Origin of the sequence: Dysgonomonas sp. ZJ279 (genome assembly GCF_011039205.1) — a bacterium.
Classification (GTDB): domain Bacteria; phylum Bacteroidota; class Bacteroidia; order Bacteroidales; family Dysgonomonadaceae; genus Dysgonomonas.
Window position 1 is genome coordinate 315395 of the sequence record NZ_JAAKEL010000003.1, and the last position, 21817, is coordinate 337211.

At 38.1% G+C, this 21817-nt stretch carries 16 protein-coding genes; 4 read left to right on the plus strand and 12 right to left on the minus strand.

Going from position 1 to position 21817, the window contains the following annotated elements; all coding sequences use genetic code 11:
• Positions 1 to 4: 4 nt before the first annotated feature.
• The 5 genes from G7Y57_RS06670 to G7Y57_RS06690 form a co-directional block, all read right to left on the minus strand.
• A complete protein-coding gene (locus G7Y57_RS06670) occupies positions 5 to 1081 on the minus strand; it encodes a dipeptidase (protein WP_165021427.1) in 1077 nt (358 codons plus the stop codon).
• 12 nt (positions 1082 to 1093) lie between these two features.
• On the minus strand, positions 1094 to 2197 hold the full coding sequence (locus tag G7Y57_RS06675) for a D-TA family PLP-dependent enzyme (RefSeq protein WP_165021428.1): 1104 nt from the start codon (positions 2195 to 2197) through the stop codon (positions 1094 to 1096).
• Between the two features lie 31 nt (positions 2198 to 2228).
• On the minus strand, positions 2229 to 2699 hold the full coding sequence (locus G7Y57_RS06680) for a RidA family protein (protein WP_165021429.1): 471 nt from the start codon (positions 2697 to 2699) through the stop codon (positions 2229 to 2231).
• A gap of 53 nt (positions 2700 to 2752) precedes the next feature.
• A complete protein-coding gene (locus tag G7Y57_RS06685) occupies positions 2753 to 4072 on the minus strand; it encodes a gluconate:H+ symporter (RefSeq protein WP_165021430.1) in 1320 nt (439 codons plus the stop codon).
• A 192-nt stretch (positions 4073 to 4264) separates the two neighbouring features.
• Positions 4265 to 5476, minus strand: a complete 1212-nt coding sequence (locus tag G7Y57_RS06690; protein ID WP_165021431.1) for a protoporphyrinogen/coproporphyrinogen oxidase — start codon at positions 5474 to 5476, stop codon at positions 4265 to 4267.
• A 158-nt stretch (positions 5477 to 5634) separates the two neighbouring features.
• Here G7Y57_RS06690 and G7Y57_RS06695 point away from each other — a divergent pair, with 158 nt between their 5' ends.
• Genes G7Y57_RS06695 through hemN form a run of 3 tightly spaced genes read left to right on the plus strand, consistent with a single transcriptional unit; the run spans position 5635 to position 10319 of the window.
• Complete coding sequence (locus G7Y57_RS06695; RefSeq protein ID WP_165021432.1) at positions 5635 to 7728, plus strand: TonB-dependent receptor; 2094 nt, start codon at positions 5635 to 5637, stop codon at positions 7726 to 7728.
• 4 nt (positions 7729 to 7732) lie between these two features.
• Entirely contained in the window at positions 7733 to 8980 is a 1248-nt protein-coding gene (locus G7Y57_RS06700) for an MFS transporter (RefSeq protein ID WP_165021433.1), read from the plus strand.
• Positions 8952 to 10319 carry an oxygen-independent coproporphyrinogen III oxidase gene (gene hemN / locus G7Y57_RS06705; RefSeq protein WP_165021434.1) on the plus strand — a complete coding sequence of 456 codons (1368 nt, stop codon included), beginning with the start codon at positions 8952 to 8954 and terminating at the stop codon, positions 10317 to 10319. Before G7Y57_RS06700 ends, hemN begins: the two co-directional genes overlap by 29 nt.
• A 39-nt stretch (positions 10320 to 10358) precedes the next feature.
• On the opposite strand, the gene G7Y57_RS06710 is transcribed toward hemN, so the two are convergent.
• A complete protein-coding gene (locus G7Y57_RS06710; RefSeq protein WP_165021435.1) occupies positions 10359 to 10727 on the minus strand; it encodes a VOC family protein in 369 nt (122 codons plus the stop codon).
• A 265-nt stretch (positions 10728 to 10992) separates the two neighbouring features.
• Positions 10993 to 11802, minus strand: coding sequence for a helix-turn-helix domain-containing protein (locus G7Y57_RS06715; RefSeq protein WP_165021436.1), 810 nt, complete (start codon positions 11800 to 11802; stop codon positions 10993 to 10995).
• 340 nt (positions 11803 to 12142) lie between these two features.
• Between G7Y57_RS06715 and G7Y57_RS06720 the strand changes: the two genes are divergently transcribed.
• Positions 12143 to 13285: an MFS transporter gene (locus G7Y57_RS06720; protein ID WP_165021437.1), complete on the plus strand. Its 1143-nt coding sequence runs from the start codon at positions 12143 to 12145 to the stop codon at positions 13283 to 13285.
• 112 nt (positions 13286 to 13397) lie between these two features.
• Here the strand turns inward: G7Y57_RS06720 and G7Y57_RS06725 are convergent, their stop codons facing one another.
• The 5 genes from G7Y57_RS06725 to G7Y57_RS06745 all read right to left on the minus strand — a co-directional run bounded on the left by G7Y57_RS06725 (position 13398) and on the right by G7Y57_RS06745 (position 21803).
• A complete protein-coding gene (locus G7Y57_RS06725) occupies positions 13398 to 15449 on the minus strand; it encodes a beta-L-arabinofuranosidase domain-containing protein (RefSeq protein ID WP_165021438.1) in 2052 nt (683 codons plus the stop codon).
• Positions 15450 to 15588: 139 nt separating this feature from the next.
• Entirely contained in the window at positions 15589 to 18069 is a 2481-nt protein-coding gene (locus G7Y57_RS06730) for a glutaminase domain-containing protein (protein ID WP_165021439.1), read from the minus strand.
• Positions 18070 to 18092: 23 nt separating this feature from the next.
• Positions 18093 to 19913 (minus strand): glycoside hydrolase family 2 protein, encoded by a 1821-nt coding sequence (locus G7Y57_RS06735; RefSeq protein ID WP_165021440.1) that lies wholly within the window; start codon positions 19911 to 19913, stop codon positions 18093 to 18095.
• Positions 19914 to 19966: 53 nt separating this feature from the next.
• A complete protein-coding gene (locus tag G7Y57_RS06740; protein ID WP_165021441.1) occupies positions 19967 to 20971 on the minus strand; it encodes a glycosyl hydrolase in 1005 nt (334 codons plus the stop codon).
• A 160-nt stretch (positions 20972 to 21131) separates the two neighbouring features.
• A complete protein-coding gene (locus G7Y57_RS06745; RefSeq protein ID WP_165021442.1) occupies positions 21132 to 21803 on the minus strand; it encodes a DUF3823 domain-containing protein in 672 nt (223 codons plus the stop codon).
• Positions 21804 to 21817 lie beyond the last annotated feature (14 nt).

A 21817-nucleotide genomic window follows, 5' to 3' on the forward strand; every position in this document is an offset into this window, starting at 1 on the left:
TCTTTTATAGAGCGTTTCTCATGAATCTGATCCAGTTACCACTTGCAATATTTTCTATATCGGTATCGCTGTAACCTCTGTTTTTCAAAATTACAGGAATTTTTTGAATATCAGCTATTGTTTCAAGATCATAAGGGCATTGTTCTGTCCCGAAAGCACCATCTAAGTCGCTGCCGATAGCAGCATGCTTGGTGTTACCTGCCAATTGACATACGTGATCAATATTGTTAGCCATGATCTCTAAACTACAATTCATACCTTTAGGTGTGGAAACACCTCTTACCCAATTAGGAACCATCATCCATGCATCTAGTGCTATACCGATAACAGCATCACGTGCAATCAAAGCCTTAATCATATCGTCGCTGAATTGGCGATTATGATCTACGAACTTCCGACAGTTATTGTGACTTGCCCACATGTTTCCTTTATATAATTTCATCGCATCCCAAAATGCATCGTCGCATAGATGTGTAACATCAAGAATCATATTCAAACGATCCATTTCGCTAAGTAATTCTATACCCATCTGATTGAGATGTCCTGTCGAATCTGTGCCGTTAGCATATCTTCCCGGTCCGTAATGTGCAGGACCTACAGCTCTAAGACCATAGTTATATGCTCTTTCAAGATGTTTTACTGTTATGAACGAATCAGCTCCTTCGAGGCTTAAAACGTAACCGATTGGTTTATTGTTGTTTGGTTCGCCGTTATTCCATAGTGCCAGATGAGCATCTAATTCGGCTTTGTTTGTTATCATAGCCATTTGCCCTTCTTCTTCCATGGCTTTGTACCATGCTAGCTGACCTTGGGTTTGTGCCCAAGCCTGTTCGGGCGAGGCCCATCCGGGAAGAGGATTATCTGGTGCAACATAACGACCGATTTGTGTAGCGACTACCAGTCCGATGTTTCCTTTTCGTAATTCGGGAAGAGTAGTAGTGGCTTTTGCTCTATCGGGTTTGTCGGTCATACCGATCTCCCTTCTGTTAATTTCTTGAACTGATACGCGCAGATCTCTGTTCCATTCCAAAGCATTCATACTTAAGTCAAGATGTGCATCTACAATAAATGGTTTAGACATATTTTAAAGGTTTTAATATTGTATATAGCGGTTTCTGGCAACTACATTCCATTGTGTAGTCATTTCATGATTTTTGATAATAAATGCTTTTTCGTATAGAGCTACAGTCGGGCAGATGTGTACAGGTACACCATATAATACATCACCTGTTTTGAATAAACCACTATCTGCAACTTCCAATACCAGATGTTCTTCACTTTGCCCGATTGGCTTAGCATCAGGAGCATTAAGAAAATGTACGCGCGGTAACGGATTTTCTGCTGCTACCGATTTATGCCCCAAATCTATGCATATATGATGTTTGTCTATTAATGAGATTACACGGCTAATGACAAGTGCAGCATATTGATAAGGAAGATCGGCAAGCATATTTTTATATCCCCAATCCCAGAATATAAATGTTCCCGGGCTGCATTCGATATTATGACGATTGGCATGCATAGGGAATGTAGGTGTTCCTCCCATGACCAGAGCCAATGGGTATGAAAACAATGGCTCTGTTTCTTGAAATATATTATTTGCCAAAGCAAATGATATATCGCTCGCTTTTTGCCGTTGTTCCACATTCTCATCATGGATATGCCCATCATAGGCATGGATACCTACAATCCGTATATTTTCAAGGGGTATAATTTGTTTTACTAAATGCAGTGCTTTTTCGGGAGAAATTCCTGTCCTATTCATGCCCACATTCAGATCTATAAATATGTTTAAAACAATGTTTCCTCTCTTGCAAAGCTCCGAAATAAATGTTGCATTCTCCATGTTATCAACAAGACATGAAAATCTGGTATTGGGGTATGCTTTTATCAGATTTAATAATCGTGAGACTTTAGGACCCACAGGTTGATAAGCCAACAATACATCGGGAGCATTTACGGTACCAAGCATTTCAGCTTCTGCAATAGTTGCACACTTAAATTTCTTAATTCCCGATTGTAGCATCATAGTACATACTTCCGCCATTTTGTTTGTTTTAACATGAGGGCGAAGCTTGTCAATATCTCCAGCTATTTGTTTTGTTAGCTCAATATTATGAGCCACATTTTTGGGATATACGACTAAAGCAGGCGAGTCTATTTGATCGATATTATCAATTTTATACCATTCGTGCATAAATAGTCTTGTTTAATTGGATCGGAATATTTTAATACAGTTCGAATAATGCTTCTATTTCCACAGGGATATTATCAGGTAAAGAACCGAACCCGACAGCGCTTCTCGTTCCGACACCATTATCGGGCCCCCAAACTGCTGCAAATAATTCGCTGCAACCATTAATTATATAGGGGTGACGTTCAAATTCGGATGTGCAGTTTACCATTCCCAGAACTTTGATTACTCGTTTTACTTTGTTCAGACTGCCCAGATTTGTTTTGATAGTGGATAACATTGTAAGTCCGACTTGTTGTGCAGCAAGTTTACCTTCTTCCTGGGTAATATCTCTACCTATGCGCCCTATGATAAGTGATTTATCGTTCTGAACAGGACCGTGTCCCGATAAGTACAGATATTTGCCATCTATCAGATAGGGTTTGTAAACACCTACGGGAGCAGGTGCAGGAGGTAATATTAATCCTAATTTTTCAAATTGTTCGTCAGCGTTATACATATTCATATTATTTTGATTAGTAATTTAATTATTTCGATATAGTGTTGTAAAAGGATAACCTAGATAACCAGACTTAATAATAAAACCCCAATGAGTCCTATTATTGAGACCAGCGCTTCCATTACAGACCACGATCGGAGTGTATCTTTCATAGTCAGTCCGAAGTATTCTTTGAACATCCAGAATCCGGCATCGTTGACATGTGAAAACATGAGGCTACCTGCCCCAAGAGATAGTACCATCAGATTCGGATTCACACCCGATTGTATCATCAAGGGCATTATGACGCTTGCTGCAGTGAGTGCAGCTACTGTAGCCGAACCGACACATCCTCTGATAATAGCGGCTATTAGCCAACCGAGAATAAGTGGGTGTATACTTAGCTTCTGTAAGCCGAATGCAAGTTCTTCGCTAACGCCACTGTCTTCCATTACTTGCTTGAATATTCCCGAACCGGCAATAATAAGTAATATCATTGCTATGTCTTTTACAGCATCGCCATAGATACCCATTACATTTTTTATACTTCTGCCCTGTTTTATTCCTAATGTATAGGTCGCAAATACAAGGGCTATAAGCATTACAATAGAAGGGGCTCCGACAAATGAGAGTACACTCGATGCATTCTCGCCCATATCGGGTAAGCAATAAGGTATTACGGTAACTAAGATAAGTAAAAAAACAGGAAGCATTGCTGTTGTGAAGCTCAAAAAGCTTCCGGGTACACAATATTGATTACTGTCTTCTTTTTGTTCGAATAATTTGACTGGTCCGGTTTTTATATTTTTAAGTGTACTACAAAATACAGGCCCTGCAAGAATAATGGCAGGTATTGCAACAGCTAATCCATATATAAGAGTCATGCCCAAATCGGCATTAAACTGTGCGACCAGTGCAACAGGCGAAGGATGAGGAGGAAGAAAGCCGTGAGTTACCGACAAGGCTGCCAGCATTGGTAAGCCTATATATACGGCAGGCAATTTATATTTATATACAACGGAGAATATCAAAGGAACAAGCAATACGAAGCCAATACCGTAGAATAGAGGTATGCCGACAATAAATCCTGTTATCATCAATCCCCATTGAATATGCTTAGTGCCGAATATATTGACCATAACAGAGGCTATCCTTTGGGCAGCACCGCTTTCGGCAACAAGTTTTCCGAGCATTGCTCCCAATACGATAATCAGTGTGAGACTGCCCATTATGCTTCCTATCCCATTGTTAATAGAGGTTGGTAGCTTTTCTAATGGTATACCAAGCGATATTCCCGCCACAATAGATACTATCAGAAATGATAGAAAAGCATCTACTTTGAAATAGGAGATAAGCACTATAAGTAGTGCCAAACAGAGAATGATAATAATAAAGGTCATTTTTATTTGGTATTAAAACGTGTGATTCCAGGTATTTCGTTTCTCTAAAATCAAAATTATTAAAATATTTTAATAATCAATTCTTTAAAGTGTTAAAAATAGAAGATAGACTGATTTAAATAACCTTTCATCTATCAGAAAGATGAATATTTAGACAATAGTAGTCTATATATTTATTTGGTAATACATGTTTTAATTGTTTTGCTTGAACCTTTCAAATTCGTCGATAGAACGATTTACACAATCTTCTAAAGAAAGGCCGTAAAAGTAATTACCTAAAATATAAATATTGCTATTTTCTTTTTCTCTGATTTGATCGTCGAGATGCAGATGGCTTTTATTTAGGGAAGGTAGTGCATGAGATGTCTTCTTTGACTCTATAATATCATCTTTTGAGATACCTAATAAATTACAGATAACATCTGTTTGCTGATTTTCATTCATCTCATTTTTCTCAAAATGGAATGTGAAGCTGCGCAAGTCAGGATGCTCTAATAAATCGCGGGAAACAACAGATAAGAATTGACCATCCTGCGGAATTATACCCGCCACTTTGTCAATTGTTGTTTTATCCTTTTTTATAGTAATGTTTATTGATTCCGAATGAAACAAGGGAATTGAATTTAACAGGTCTCGGAGAGATTCTTGCATATTGTTCAATATCTTTGCAGAAGATTTAGGCTCAACAGCTAAAGCTATATTCTTAGCATAGTAAACTTTACCTTGTATGGTTTCCACTTTAATCTTGGAGCCTTGCACATCTGCGCTTGTTACTTCAACAGACTTTTTGATATTGAGCTGATCTTTTTCAACAATCAGGTCGAGGAACGAAAGAAGTCCTTTCTTAAAGGTGAATTTTCGGGGTATATCCTTTCTTCGTTCTTTTCTTTTTTTGAGAAACAATTCAGCGGGATAGTTATCTGCATTTTGACAAATAACAGCTTTGAACAGTTTTGAGAATAGCTTGTCATAATTAGATTTGCCGACAATCGGTCGGAAATATTCTTTTACTGTTTTATTCTCTTTCGATGCAAAAAAGACTTTTGGTCCATTGAGGAAGAGTTGAAAAAAAGACATTGGAGAGCATATACCTTTAATTTTTCCGGAAGTATACACCTTATAGCCATATTTTCCTAACACTTGAATTTCCCTTTCACCGTTTATTTCATCTAATATGGATAACAGGTTTGTATAGGAGTTATAGCATGTGTGAGCTCCAAGTTCTCTCCAATAATTATCGGATGAGTATGTTTGTATCTGTCCTCCTATTTTATCTTCTCTCTCAAGTATTAATACAGATTTGCCAATACGATGGAGGTAATGAGCGAAAGATATGCCACTGATTCCTGCGCCTATAACGATGCAGTCGTAAATTGGATTTGAATCTGTTGTTTTTTCTTCCATCTTCTTCTATTGGTTATTGTATCAACAACAAAGATACAACGAATCTTTTCTAAAAAAGCACTCGCATTAATTAGATTTTATCACTAGAAGTAGTGATTGTGCAGTTATTTATATTTAACTATTTTTGTACGAAACTAGAAAAACTTAAACTAAGTAATATGAAATACAGTCGCTATCTTCTCTTGATAATGGCATATTCCTTTTTTATCGGTAATACAAGAGCAGACGATGTGTTGGTTGAGAAAGATACGATTGTGATGACTTATACGGCAAAAGAAATCGTTATAGAGTCTTTTAAGCAAAATGATAACTTGTCTACATTGCCTATTTCAGCAACGCTTTTATCTAATCAAACAATTAAAGATCGTAATATCATTTCTATAAATGAGGTCTCGGCATTCGTACCCAATCTTTTTATTCCCGATTATGGATCTAAAATGATAACTCCTGCATATATAAGAGGAATAGGGTCGCGGATAAATGCCCCATCTGTGGGTTTATATGTAGATGGAGTTCCTTATTTCGACCGTTCGTCTTTCGATATCGATCTGAATGATGTGGAAAGGATCGAAGTATTACGTGGTCCTCAGGGGACTATATATGGGCGGAATACAATGGGCGGAATAATTAACATATATACAAAATCTCCCCTTAAGTATAAAGAGACAAATGTAAATCTGGGTGCAGCAAATTATAATACATATCAAGGCGGTATTTCTAATTATGGAAAGCTAAGTAAGAATTTAGGTTACTCCGTTTCGGGTAATTATTTTCATACAGGAGGTTTTTTCGATAATAAATATACAGGGAAAAAAGCAGATGCTATGGATGCGATTTCTACCCGTATTCGTCTTAGTTGGCGGATAAAACCAAGATTGAACGTGCAATTTATTTCCGCGTATGAATATTCCGATCAGGATGGTTATCCATACAGGGTGTATAATAGTGAGACAAGCGAAATGATGCCTGTTAATTATAATGCCCCGAGCTATTATCGCCGTAATATGTCGTCGAATGGGGTGAATGTGGAATATACAGCCGATCATTTTAAGATAGGTTCGCAAAGTTCATTTCAGTATTTTGATGGTAAACAGGGACTTGATCAGGACTTCTCGCCCGAAGATATTTACTATGTCGATTTTACTCAACGTCAGCACATGTATTCGCAAGAGTTTAATATCAAATCGATTGGCAACGATAAATACGTTTGGCAATTCGGTGCATTTGGATTCTATCAAAACTATAAAACAACTAACGATGTGGATTATCGCATGCAAAAGAGACAGACATTGCAAAATGCGAGGAATCCGATTACAGGAGTAGCTTTGTATCATCAGTCTACTATAAACGATCTGTTGACAAAAGGTCTGTCGTTGGGTATGGGCTTGCGTTACGATTGGGAAGAAACCAAGACTACTGTAAATAATAAAGCTATTACGCAAGGTGCTGATCCGACCTTCTCTCCTGAAGTAAATGAAAGTTCGGTATTTTCGCAAGTAACACCTAAGGCATCGTTGCAATATGCTTTTGCAAGTGATAATCTGATCTATTTTTCTGTGGCTAAGGGATATAAAACAGGTGGATTTAATGCCACTATAGAACGTGATGAGGATCGTACATTTAAGCCCGAACATAGTTGGAGTTACGAATTAGGAACTAAAGCAAATTGCTTTAATAAATTAATATATACGGATATTAGCTTATTCTATATTATTTGGAATGATCAGCAGATATCGCAGACTCAACCCAGTGGAAAAGGTTATTTATTGAGAAATGCAGGTAAATCGGTTAGTAAAGGTGTTGAAGTAACTACACATATTAATCCTGTCGAAAATCTGAGCATACAATTAAGTTACGGTTATACACATGCTCAATTCAAGAGATATGAGGTGAATGAAACACTTAATTATAATGGTAATTATCTACCCATGGTACCTCAAAACACATTATCTATATCTGTAGATTATACAGTGAAATTGAAGGATACATTTTTAGATAAGATAATAATCAGTAGACAATATGCCGGTGTAGGAAAAATATACTGGAATGAAGATAACAAAGTAGAGCAACATTTTTATGGTATATTGAATGAAAAGATTTCCTTTGTAAAAGATAAATTTTCGCTTGATGTATGGGCTAAAAATATTGCAGGAAAAGAATATATAGCTTATTATTTCAAGACTGGGACAAGTGAATATGTACAAGCGGGTAAGCCATTCACTTTTGGTGTAAACTTACATTTAAATTTCTAAGCCGATGATTGTGAGACCGTATGTAGAAAAAGGAGGGAAATTATTTACGTTTTTTTGTCTGTATATCGCACAGTCGATTCCGATGAGTTTTTTCTCAACTGTATTGCCGGTTATCATGCGTCAACGGCAGTTTTCGCTGGAGACGATCGCCATGCTTCAATTTCTGAAATTGCCGTGGATATTAAAATTTCTTTGGTCGCCAGCTATCGATCGCACCAGCCATACATTAGGGCATTATAAACGTTGGATATTTTCGGCAGAATTGATATATGCCGTTATTATCTTCGCTATATCATTCCTTAGCTTTCAGGTTACTCCATATCTTATTATAGGGCTTATCGTTATGTCTTTTGTGGCTTCTGCTACGCAAGATATTGCAACAGATGCTTTAGCCGTTGTATCCTTTAGTAAAAAGGATAAGGGGTTGGTAAACAGTATGCAATCGATGGGTAGCTTTGCCGGAGCAATGGTTGGCGGTGGAGTTCTTTTGTTACTCTATAATAAAATAGGGTGGGAGAGTCTGCTTCCGTTTTTAGCTATTTTTGTTATTATAGCACTTATTCCTTTGGTCTTTTTCAGAAATAATCAGATGAAGATTGCCCCTAAAACATTGGCAAAACCTCATCCGAACGACTTACTGGGTTTTTTCAAACAGAAAGGAATCTGGAAGCAAGTTATATTCCTGTTTATGTTTTATGCCGGCATAATCGGTATTTTGTCAGTACTGAAACCTATGTTGGTCGACTATGGTTATAATATGAAAGAGATTGGCGTTATGTCGGGTATCGTCGGTACATCTGTCGGTTTTTTTTCATCGTTGGCTGGTGGTTTTATTGTGAGGCTGGTCGGTCGATATGCAGCACGTATTATATTTGCCGTACTGATTGTTGTTACAGCTATATATTTCTATCTGTTAGTAACGATGTTCCCTGTCAATACTGCTACATTACATTGCGGTATATCTTTGTTGTGGGGGACTTATGGTCTGGCTACGATCATTGTTTATACAACGGCTATGGACTGCGTACGCAAAGGATTCGAAGGAACTGACTTTACGATACAGACTGTTATAACCCATCTTAGCGGTATGATTATGGCAGTGGGAGCGGGTAAAGTAGCAACATTATTCGGGTATAGCGGTTTGTTTAAACTCGAAATTTGTATTGCCGCTTTGTCGTTGATCTATATATTAGTAATTTTCAGAAATAAAAATGAAGAGAAAAATGAAAGACGAATTACTGAACAAATATAGTGTTGCTGTACCGCGATATACAAGTTATCCTCCGGCAAACTTCTTTAACGAGTCTTTTACTGCAGAAACATATCGGCAGGTAGTTATAGAATCGAATAGGGAGCAACCTCAACATATATCTGTTTATATCCATATTCCATTTTGTAAGAAAATGTGTTTTTATTGTGGATGCAATTCGATACCCCGACGAAACAAGGATATTGTAGATAAATATATTGCCGCTCTTAAAAAAGAAATCGGAACAGTATTATCGCTTCTGGATAAGAATCGCAAAATATCTCAGATACATTATGGAGGAGGTACGCCGACATCGCAACCTGTATCGGTGCTAAAAGAACTGAACACTCTTATTTTATCTGAATTTGATTGTATAGATAACCCTGAAATAGCTATCGAATGCCATCCGGGATATTTGGACGAGCAATATTATATAGATCTGGTAGATGCCGGATTCAACAGAATCAGTTTAGGTATTCAGGATTTTAATGAAGAAGTATTAAAAGCTTCAAATCGGAATCCGTCTTCTTTGCCTGTTGAAAATATCGTCAAAATATTAAGAGATCGTGGGATATCTGTAAATATGGATTTTATCTATGGTCTTCCATTACAAACACCCCAATCTTTTGCAGATACTATAGCTAAAGCTATTGCTGTGAAGCCCGATCGGATTGTTACTTTTTCGTATGCCCATGTGCCGTGGGTGAATAAGTTACAGCAAAATCTGGAGAAGATTGGTTTGCCGTCTACTTCGGTAAAGAATGAGATATATGAAACAGCAAAGGAACTGCTGATAGACGCAGGTTATAAAACTATCGGCTTGGATCACTTTGTTTTACCTACCGATGAACTTTATGTAGCTCAACAAAGCAAGACATTGCACCGTAATTTTCAAGGCTATTGTACACAACGGACTACAGGACAGGTTTATGCCTTTGGCACTACGGGTATTAGTCAGTTGGCAAACGCTTATAGCCAGAATACTAAAGATTTGGATACTTATATCACGCAAGTAGAGCGGGGAGAGTTACCAATATTGAAAGGTTATGTTCTGAATAGAGAAGAACAGATAACAAGAGCCGTTATCTCAACTTTGATGTGTAACTATACTGTCCGATGGGAAGAAATAGCCGGGCAATTGAATTTATCTGTTGAAGCTGTCAAAGCGGCATTAAACTATAATGAATCGGTTCTTTCCGATTTTGCAAAGGACAGGATTATAGACTTCGATAATGATCATATAACTATCTTACCCGATGCTACCCCTTTCGTACGTAATGTTGCAGCATCGTTAGATAAGTTGCTGATAAATACGGATAAACGGTTTTCTAAATCGGTCTGAAAAAATAGGCTCTTGTTTCAAAAACAAGAGCCTTACAATTTACTTATCAGAGTACAATCCTAACCGATTACCTTCGCTATCGATAAATAGAGCAAAATAGCCTCTGCCTTCAGCCTCAATCTTCGTTTTAGGAGTATGTATTTTACCACCATTTTTTTCGATGAGAGACAATGTAGAATTTATATCCTCGCAGTTTAGGTGAATAAGAACACCATCTTTGGACGGGTTGAAATCTTCACTCCACGAGATTGAACCCGAACATTCTCCATCTATTTCGGGAAAAAATGCCATCTTTTCGCTACCCCAATCGTGTGCCGGAATTTCGATACCCAGAATTGTTTCGTAGAATTTGACTGCTCTGTTAAAATCGACAGAGGGAATTTCAAAAAATGATACTAACTTTTTCATAAAATGTAAATTTGTTGGTTGATTACTTTATTCGAATTGACTTTGAGTTCATCTTGACTTTTAACCACGGAGTCGCACAGAGTAACACGGAGTAAATAATTACAGTATAATAAACTGTTTTGTCATCAAAATATGATTCATTTCGGTATGAAAAACTTTAAAAACTCCGTGAAACTCCTTTTACTCTGTGGTTAAAGTAAAAGTCGAGACGAATTCTTTACAAAAGTAGAGCAGTTTATTCCTCGAAACTTGTAAAAAAAGGACATTATAATGTGTTGGAGAAATAATCGGAATATGGGTCGCAAATGGCTATATACTCGCTTGGAGTATATCCCGAAAACGTTTTGAATTCTTTTATCAGATGAGGTTGATCGTAATAACCCGCTTCGAAAGCCAATTGAGTCAGATTTATCTGTGGTTTGGTTTGTAGAATATGTAAAGCTCTCTGAAAGCGTATGATGCGGGAAAACTCTTTCGGATTAGTTCCTATATGTTCCGTAAATATACGGTTGAATTGCTTGTAACTAAGGCAGGCTATTTCGGCTAATGAAGATATGCTGACATGGCTCTTGTTATCTATCGCTTGAATGGATGCAACTATTCGCTTGTAATTATAGTCTTTGAAAGAGTGTAGGCGATCGATAAGGTAACTTTCGATAAGCTTGATACACGTTCTATTATCAGTTTCGTTCAATAGCTGATCTTCCAATTCTTGCAGTTCTTTATCTCCTATGTCGTCAATGGATATAGTCTTATTTTGAAACTCACTCATCGGGATATCAAAGAAAACCTTTGCCCCAAAAGGTTGAAATACAGTAACTATCATACTGACTTTGCCTGTGATTGAAGTCAGATCAGAAAACTCTGTACTCAATCCACATAGAAACGATTGGGGTTGCAATTTGTTGTCAGCCAAGGAAAACATACTGTCACGTTTGTGGAAAACTAAATCTATACATCCTGTAGGAGTAACCCGCTCCGATATGGGAGACGTACTCTCGGCATCCAATATCCAGTAATACCGAATATAGGGAGCAAGAATGGGTGACGGATATATAATTTCGAAAACGTTCATAACCTGTAAAAATATATATTATAGAAATAGGCTCAAAGTTAAAACCTTACTCATTTTTATACTTGTAAAAAAAGGACATTAATCTGTAATATTCAGTTAACTTTAGGCGATTATATTAAGACCAAGTAAATTTAAAATAGCATTTTTATGCATGCTTTGCATAATGCAAAACTGAATAAAAAATATAGAATAGATCAAACTTGATTTATCTATATTGATATAAAACAGTTAGATTAAAGATTGTGCGTAAAAAGCTACAGAAAAAGTAACAATCAAAAAAAGATGAAAAAGTGTTACTTTTGTTACCTTTTTCGAGTCACAAAATCGCAAATATATTATAATGAAAAGAGCAAAAATTCTAATATTCCTTCCTGTTCTCCTCGCATTCTTTGCCATGGGGTTTGTCGATTCTGTCGGGATTGCGACAAACTATGTTAAGGAAGATTTTCAGTTGACAGATACAGTGGCTAATCTCTTGCCATCTATGGTTTTCTTATGGTTTCTTATTTTTTCGATACCCGTTAGCATGTTGATGAATAAAATAGGGCGGAGAAAGACTGTTATTTTAAGTCTGTTTGTTACTTTCATAGCCATGTTACCCCCCTTTGTCGAATATAATTTAACTATAATCCTTATCTCTTTTGCTTTGCTCGGGATAGGAAACACATTGATGCAAGTATCTTTGAATCCGCTGCTTACTGATATTGTTAGTTCCCGTAAATTAGCGGGTAGTATGACTTTCGGGGTGTTTTTCAAAACCATTGCTGCCTTTCTTGCTCCTATTATTGCTGCTTGGACAGTGCTGATGTTTGGAGATTGGAAAATGTTGTTTGCCATTTTTGCCGTAGTGTCTTTAATCCCTCTAATCTGGCTTATTTTTACGCCAATTAAAGAAACACTTATCGAAAGTAAGACATTTACATTTATAGAGTGTTTTAAATTACTTCGCGATAAAGCTGTACTGCTTTTGTTTATAGGGATTTTAATTCATGTCGGTATCGATATAGGTATAAATCTTACTGCTCCTAAAATATTGATGGAGAGGTTAGATATGGAACTTACTGATGCCGGATATGCAACAAGCCTCTATTTTTTATTTAGGATTGCCGGTTCTTTTCTGGGAGCCTTTCTTCTGACAAAGGTATCTTTAAAACGAATGTTTATACTAAGTATCAGCTTAATGGCTTTAGGAGCTTTATCCCTATTTATTTTTAATACCTTAATTCCACTTTATGTGGGTATTGCTTTATTCGGATTGGGCAATGCAAATATCTTTGCGATAATTTTCTTTAATGCTATGCAGCTTTACCCCACCCGTAAGAATGAGGTGTCGGGCTTGATGGTAATGGGTATTTCGGGAGCAGCAATATTCCCTGTGTTGATGGGGCTGGTTTCAGATGCTCTGGGTAGTCAGGTGGGCGCTGTAATAATAATTGCCGGATGTATCGGTTATCTGGCCTTCCTTTCTTTGAAGATTAGATGATTTAGTTAATAGGATAAAAAAAGAATAGGAGCCATATCGACTCCTATCTTTCATTGTTGTTGAATATCAAGATCTATTAGAACGTATAAGACTAATAGATATATGATCAATTTTATTCATACGAAACAGGGAGCGAAGTTATACGTAAACGAGCCGTACCCATCGGCACCAGTGTTATATCGTCTATCTGTTCCGATTTCTTAGCATCCTCTTCTGGTAAGACTGCACATAATCCGAACTTGTCTATAACCCACGAAGGCACTAAGCGCCCTTTGGCTTTCACAATCAGAGGTGAACTTCCTTGAGTGAAAGGGAAATTATCCGCCGGCCATTCTCTTCTTTCTATTTCTAGATTTTTGAAAGGGGCTTTAGGATCAAGTACTAATGAATAGTTCCACGCACTTTTCGGATAAATTTCGTAAGTCGGCCACTTAGTCGGATCGGCTGTCTCTTGCCACTTCGAATCACCTATTGCACTTGCTTTGCTGTCTACTTTCTTATATTCTTCTTCTATGTTCAAAGATAAAGTTAGCGGACCATAGTCGATACTTGCGCTATTCTTATTCACTTGCCATGTAGTCATAGAGAAATCCATCGGAAAGGTAACTGTAACTACATCTCCATCTTTCCATTCGCGATTGATGCAAACGAACTTGCCTTCTGTCAGATAGGTATTCGTTTTTTTACCGTTTATTTCCAGTTTGGCATTCTTTGTCCACGAAGGGATACGTAAGTAGAAAGGGAATTTCACATTCTCGGATGTATTGACCGTAAATTTGATTTGATCTTCGAAAGGATAATTGGTTTCTTCTTTGATGCTTACCTCTTTACCATCGGCAACCACTACCTTTGCGTGACAAGCTCCATAAATAGCAGCTCCTACGCCATTGTCGGCAGAGGCTAAGATAAGGTTCTCTATATAGTAAGGCCAGCCTTGTGCATGGTTGTGTTGGCAACAGCGACTGCTGAAAGGGTTCATCGATAAGAAAGGTCCACTATTATCAATTCCCGGTCTATGATTTTCCGAGTCACTCATCACATGATTAGGGCAAGTAATATAGCGTAGTGCTTTGAAGTCGGGCATAACAGCTGCAGGATACGAGTTGAAAGCTATGTTTTCGCAATGTTCTGCCCAAAGTGGGTCTCCTGTATAGCGTAGCAACATTTCGTCCGAAGCCATTTGCTCTACAAATCCGCATGTTTCGGTTCCTTGTCTGGGGTCTATATATCCCATACGTGCATTCTCGTCAGCACCGAACATTCCACCCGATACCTGACCAAAGGTGCGGCGTATCAAGTTGTGATCGTTGTATGTCGCTTTCAGATGTGCCGAGTCTTTTGTCAGCATGTAATATTGTGCAGGTTCTCTGAATCCTTGTGCAATGTTTACGTTATGCCAGTTGGGTAGGGTAGAGTCTTGCATCCAATCGGCAGTATTGCGATGTATCTTATGTACAAGGTCTAGTAAAAAATCATCACCCGTAATATTATATAGCCAATATACGCTGTAAATATTATCACCTCCCCGTGAATTTTCCCAATAGTCTTTCAGAAATTTTTCATCCGGCACAGTCATTTGCCATTTGAAGTAGTTTGTCATTAACTCTATTACACGTACATCATTCGAGTGTTCGTAATACGATTGCAGGCACCATAGCATAATCATATTTGCCCACAGTTCTCTTTTTCCGTCACGTTCGTTAACAGGTCCGAAATATCCATCGGGTTGCTGACTTTTCAAGACTGCATCTATCCAGAGTTGAGTTTCTTTCAGCATGGCAGGGTCTTCTAAAATATATGCAATATTGCCATAGCCTTTGAGCCAATAAGGAACTTCTTCCCATCCATGATGACCGCCTGTGTTCAACCATGCGTTTTGCGACTTTTCGAGCCATGCACTAATTTCACCTAGCTGCCCTGTAAGGCCGTCTCGTTGTAGTTCGAGATATTTCTTTAACCAGCCATCGGGTTTAACTTTCCCTACGGGTAGTTTAATAAAATGATCCGGCAGTAGAGGCTGCTTATTACTAGAGTAATGCAGATTTGCCGATGATACATCTGGTCTGTCTACAATGGTAATTTCGGAATCTTTATCCTGCTTTGCACTGCTACAACCGAAGGAAAGTAGAGTGATGAAAACAAAACAAGTATTTCTAATTTTCATATACAAATCATTTATATTTCTGTTTTACACTATATTGAAAGTCTATTTATCTGATATCTTTAAAAAAGTTAGATCAGGCGGATTGCTCTAACCTGATCTAACATTCACAAACTAACTCAATTTAAATACATCAGAGAAATCATTTCTTAAGTTTATTTTCAAGCATTTTCATGTAGTATCCACCCACAACGGAGCGGGCTTTGAATCCAACATGAGTTTTACTGTCGGTATTATACCAGTCGCTCATAGGCACTCTGTCGGTCGTCTCATTCATAAATTTATACAATGGGCTGATAAACTTCTTGAATGTTTCCTGATCGTCGGCCAACGTAGCTGTCCAGATAATCCAGTCAGATTTTGTATAATTCTTACGGCTATCTAGTGGCAAACCATATTCATTCTGTTTGGTCAGATAGAAAGCGATTTCTTTTTGAGCCACACTATCAGGGAAAATATTCAAATCCATTATCTTGTTCCAGATTATATTATATTTTTGACTCCAGGTTCCCGGTTGATCGAATGTCAAACGGTAATGATCTCCATCGTCAGCCATTTTCATCCACTGTTCAGCCATTTCTTTAGCCTTGTTGGTATACTTCTCTGCCACATCTTTTTTACCCAACTTGTCAGCCAGATATCCATAAGATGCGATACCCATAATTGCTTTTGCCGAAAGGTTCACGTTGTGAGCGAAATGTCCTGCAAAATCATCGGTACAAAGTTGGTTTTCAGGATCAAGACCTTTCTCTACCAGATAGTCTGTCCAGATAGTCAACACTTCCCAATGTTTCTCTGCATATTTAGCATTGCCTTCTACGGCTGCAATGGCAGCGGTTAAAGTAAGCATATTTCCGCCTTCTTCCACAGGCATATCACCACCGTAAGTCTGTCCGTTGCCTAACGGATATGTACCTATGTCGTGAGCAGGAAACGGTTTAGCCCATTTGCCACTTTCGCTGTAGTAGAAAATATGATTTAGCAAAGCTTTAGCCAATTCGGGATTGTAATATAAAAACAGGGGAGCAGAAGGATAGGTTACATCCACTGTGCCGATAGAACCGTTGCTATTATTCTCTTTCGACAAGAATAGCAAATCGCCATTAGGTGCTTCTACTACTTTATGAGCAGCAATTGCCTGACGGTATGCAAGGGCGCATAATTCGGCATATTCTTTACCGCCAACGGCAGCAGCTTCAGTCATTAGTTGATAATCGAATGTGCTACATGCTTCGCTAAGTTTGGCAAATTCGTTATTTGCTTCTACGAAAGCTTGTTCTATTGTTTTATCACCTTTTTTGTTCCAATACGGTTTTAGGTTTTCGCCAAAATACTGTATAGAATAGATATCATCGTACCCGATTAATACTTTTCCTGATGCAGATTTGGTTTTTCCTAACGATTGAGCTAAAGCCAGATTCGCATTGTCTTTAGAACTGATATCACCCGATAGTGTTCCGTTCTTTACAAACTCCGCACGCATCTTATAGGCATCTCCTACACTCGAAGTTGTATTACCTTTCTCGCCGCATAAGTAGAAATATCCCCAGTCGATGCGAATATCATCACCGCTTTTGCCTAGTATATTTTGCTCTACACTTCCGCTTTTGAGGAATATAAGATTATCTTTTTCATATCCTTCACCTTTGTTTGCCTGTACAGGGAAATCTAATGCCCAATTTGGCGCAGCCTCAAAATACATTTCCACATCATGCGCTTTCCCGTCGAGCGAGGTCACATCGTAAGAAATATAATTTACAGGACGGGATACAAGGTTCAAATCATCCATCAACAATGGGGCAAGGAACGAAAGGTTTAGTTCTACACTGCCACAATCGAATACATAACGGGTGTGAGTCGCTTGCACATCCGCCGACTTTTGTGCAGCGGTAGCTGTTAAGAATGTTTCTATCTCGTCTTCGGCATATAGCCCGAAATCGACAAGAGCACCACCTGTCTGATTATGTCCGTGCGCTGCAATCACAGTTATTCCTTGTGTAATTGTTTTCGCAACTTCTTCGGGGATAGGTATAACTACATTCTTGTTCCATGCGTATCCTGTATTTACTACCTCTATACCATTGATATATAGTTCGAAATTATCATCATGAGAATATTCAAGATATAGTTTTTTACCTGAAAGGTCTTCATTGATCTCAATCGTTCTGCGTACCCATATATCTTTGGTTTCCCACGGTGTATTCACATTCACTTCGTCTTTCGTACCAAAAGCAGCAGGGCCTTCTTTCCATTGAGTATCAGTGAATGAAGGTTTTTCCCAGTCTGTTGCCGGTTTGTTGAATGTGTATTTTCCATTCCATGCTTTTGCCATAGACATTCCGGCTATAGTTCGCATTGGTGGTTTTTCAACACCCATAAAACGATACACTTTGCCATCTACACGGATTACTCCTATAAGTGGGAATTCTTTTCCTGTCCAGTGTTTTACCTGATCGTCATACAAATTGTTGGTCATAGACCATGCCGACGTGTATGGGTCGATAGTCACCAATGGATAAGCGGGAGCGCGAAGATCATTTTTTATAATCTCAGTTTGCTTGATTTTACTTTCGCTGCAACTAAATAAGCCAACAGCACAAAGTAAATAAAGTAATTTTTTCATTTTTCTATTGTTTGAATAGTCTATTACTCAGCTAAAGTATTTATTACTTTTTGGTTGATTGCTTTTACACGACCTTCTTCTATCTTAATTTCTTTGCGGTCGTATGTCATAAGCCCGTTTACTTCACCTTCTACATCGGTTGTCTGAGTGTATACGGCAGCAGAGTAACCCATTTTCACAAGTCTTGCCAATTCTTCTCCGTATTTAACATACTCGTCTGTAACTTCTTTCGCATTTTTGAACTGAACATAGCCCCAGTTTTTATCAGATTGCCATAAGTGACCTTGAAGCGGCAGACCAATTCCGCCATATTCGCCTAATACTGTCGCTCTGTCAGAATCGTTTTCATACAATGTTAGTTTCGGACCCGGATAGTGATGTATATCTAGCATATCACCTGTGCGATAATGATTACCACCACTGGCTGGATTAACTAAACGTGAAGGATCGTAAGTTTTAGTCCATTCTGCTATTTCTACGGTTTTGAATTGTCCCCATGCTTCATTGAAAGGTACCCATACAGCAATTGACGGATAAGAATACAGATAATCCATTATCTCTTTCCACTCTTTGCGGTAGTCAGCTTCCGATACAGCCGAGCGAAGCATTTCTTTACCGTCGAAGAATTTTCTCATTTGCCATTGCGGAGATTGATGTCCGTTGCCATTAGGCATATCTTGCCATACAAGTATTCCTAAACGATCGCAATGAGTATACCAGCGTGCAGGTTCTACCTTTACATGTTTACGGATCATGTTATATCCGAAATCTTTCGTTTTTTTGATGTCATATACTAATGCTTCATCTGTTGGAGCAGTGTATAGTCCGTCAGGCCACCAGCCTTGATCGAGTGGTCCGAAATGAAAATAATCTTTATTATTTAATTGAAGACGTACAATACCATCTTTGTCTTTCTTGGTAGACACTTTGCGCATTGCTGCATAGCTCTTTATCTTATCTTGTAGTCTGCCATTATCGTATAGATTAATTTCAAGATCGTATAAGAAAGGAGATTCGGGAGACCATAACTTAGCATTAGGAATTGCAATCTCTATATTTTGTCCTGCTGCAAATTTATTTTTAGAAACGGTAGTTGCACCGTCTTTAACAATAACTTCGATGACATCTGCTGCAGAGGTGTTCTCTGTGGCTACATCTACAGTTAGTCTGTTAGTGTCGATATTTGGTGTGTTTCTTACATTAGCGATGTGCTTTTTGCTAACAGGTTCTAACCAAACTGTTTGCCAGATACCCGATACAGGAGTGTACCAAATGCCTTCCGGCTTATTGATTTGTTTGCCTCTTGCCTGATAACCATCGTCAGTCGGATCCCATACTCTCACTACCAGTTTTTGGTTACCCGAAGTTAGATAAGGAGTTACATCGAAAGAAAAAGGAGTATAGCCACCTGTATGTGAGCCTACTTTTATATCGTTTACATATACTTCTGTTTTCCAATCTACTGCACCAAAATGCAGCAATATATTTTTTTCTTTCCAGTTAGATGGAACTGTAAATGTTCGCTTATACCATAGTTCGTTATCTTTTCCTAGCGATTTTTGAACGCCTGATAGGCTTGATTCTACAGCAAAAGGTACAAGTATTTTACCATCGAAACTTTGAGGTTCTTGTTGGCCTACCGGTAGGATAGCATAGTCCCATAAGCCATTTAGATTCGACCAGTCCGAACGTTCTATGATTGGACGTGGGTATTCGGGTAAAACATTGTTAACATCAATAGTTTCTGCCCATTTCGTTTTCATTTTATCACCAGCTGGTTTCCATTGGGCGAATGAGGTAGCACTCGATACGATTAAAGCTACAATTAAAAGTTTTCTTTTCATTAAATAAATGTTTATTGGTATTATAAATAAATGTTTTTTTGCTGTTTCAATGATTAATAATTCGGTAAATAAATGCTGAATGGCTTGTCCCTATCTAAAACTATTAATTCACCGTTTACGATATCCAACTCAGCAACCTGAATAGATGAGCGTCGCATTTCATACGGAATGTTTCCATTCTCGTTAAGTGATTCATTTCCGTACCTTCTTCCCGGATGGGTGAAGTAGAAAATATATGCTTTGTCGTTGGCAACTACAACATCCCCATGATTTCCTCTTGGATAATCGTCTTTTCGTTGACTTTCTTTACTTAATATTCTATCTTTCTGTTTTGTCCAATTTAACAAATCAGGTGATTTATAGACACCCATTCCTTTCCACTCATCGGTAATAAGCCAGTATGAGCCTTTGAAATTAAATGCTTTAGCCCCTTCATGGGGTTCGTCAGTTACAGCCGGTTTGGCATCACCTGTCCACGTAAATAGATCTTTACTATCTGCAAATAACGATTTACTATCCCATTTGTACCACATGCGCCAGTCTCCGTTCGGAAGTTGGATGAGCGTCGCATCTATAACATCATCTTTAGGTAATTTGGCAAGGCCTTCGTATTTCCAATCCCAAAGGTTGGTACTGGTATAATGAGCCATGCGAGCAGTGCCGCTCCAATGATTGGCTACACCTCTGATATAAGATACAAACATGTGATAGATTCCATTGTGAAGCACAACGTCGGGAGCCCAAAACGTATTTTTACCTCTCTCGAATTCTAAATTGAGCGAACCTCTGTATCTCCAGCTTTTCCCGTTATCTTCCGAATAAGCAATACCTATCTCATTGCCATAGCAATATGCCACATCTGCCGTTTCTGAATTGGCTCGTCGTTGGGTATAAAGTATCCACCAAGATTTTTCCATGGGGTTGTAAATAACACACGGATCGGCAGCTCCATCGGTGATTGGGTCTCTGAATAAAGGGGCATCGGGTTGTTCTTGAGCCAGAACACCGACAAATGTAAACAGAATTAAGGAGCAAAATATTAAAATTTTGTTTCTCATGATCAGTTAAAAGGTTACTACGCAGCCTCTAAATTAATACTTCTGTGGAGAAGTTGCGAATAAGATTTGTTTAAATTTTATAATAAAATAAATTAAAATATCTACCTGTAGTAAAGTATCTTTAAAACAGGCAGATATCTCGGCTTGATATTAAAATTATTTACTTAACTTTCGCCGAACCAACAGTATAAAGCATCTGGTCTACCCCCGATATTCTGATTCCTATTCGGGCATACAGTACAGGATGGTTTATCGAACTTATATCCATACTTATTGTATTCGATCCGATTACAGGTGTTTCGGCATTCTGGGTTTTATCTTTGAAGCTATCGTCGACAAATACAGTCTTACCCACATAGAGAGTGATTCTCTCAATATTACGGTCGGCTACAGCGGTAAATTGACTAACATCGAAAGTTGCAGTCAGAATGTTATCGGTTACTTTAAATACCTCATTACTCAAGGTAAAGTAAGGTTTGACAATATACTCGACAGAAGTAGATCCTTTCACTGTTACCAGCAAAGTATCTCTATCATTTACCCACGGTCCATTATTGTCTCTGGTTACTAATTTGTACTGGCCATCGAATACTTTCGCAGCAAATGTTCCATCCTGGTTTATATAGACCTCAATAGATTCGTAGTTATCATAGCCATCTTGCCAGAGTTGCATCTGCAAAGCATTTTCTGTACCTCTGACTCCTAAAGTCTCACCTGTATTGGTAACGACTCTGCCTTTTAAATCGCTTTTTGGTTCATCGTAATTATCTTTTTCACAAGATGAAAATACGAATGCAAATAGAATTAATATGCTAAAATATTTCTTTTTCATTCTTCTTAATTTTT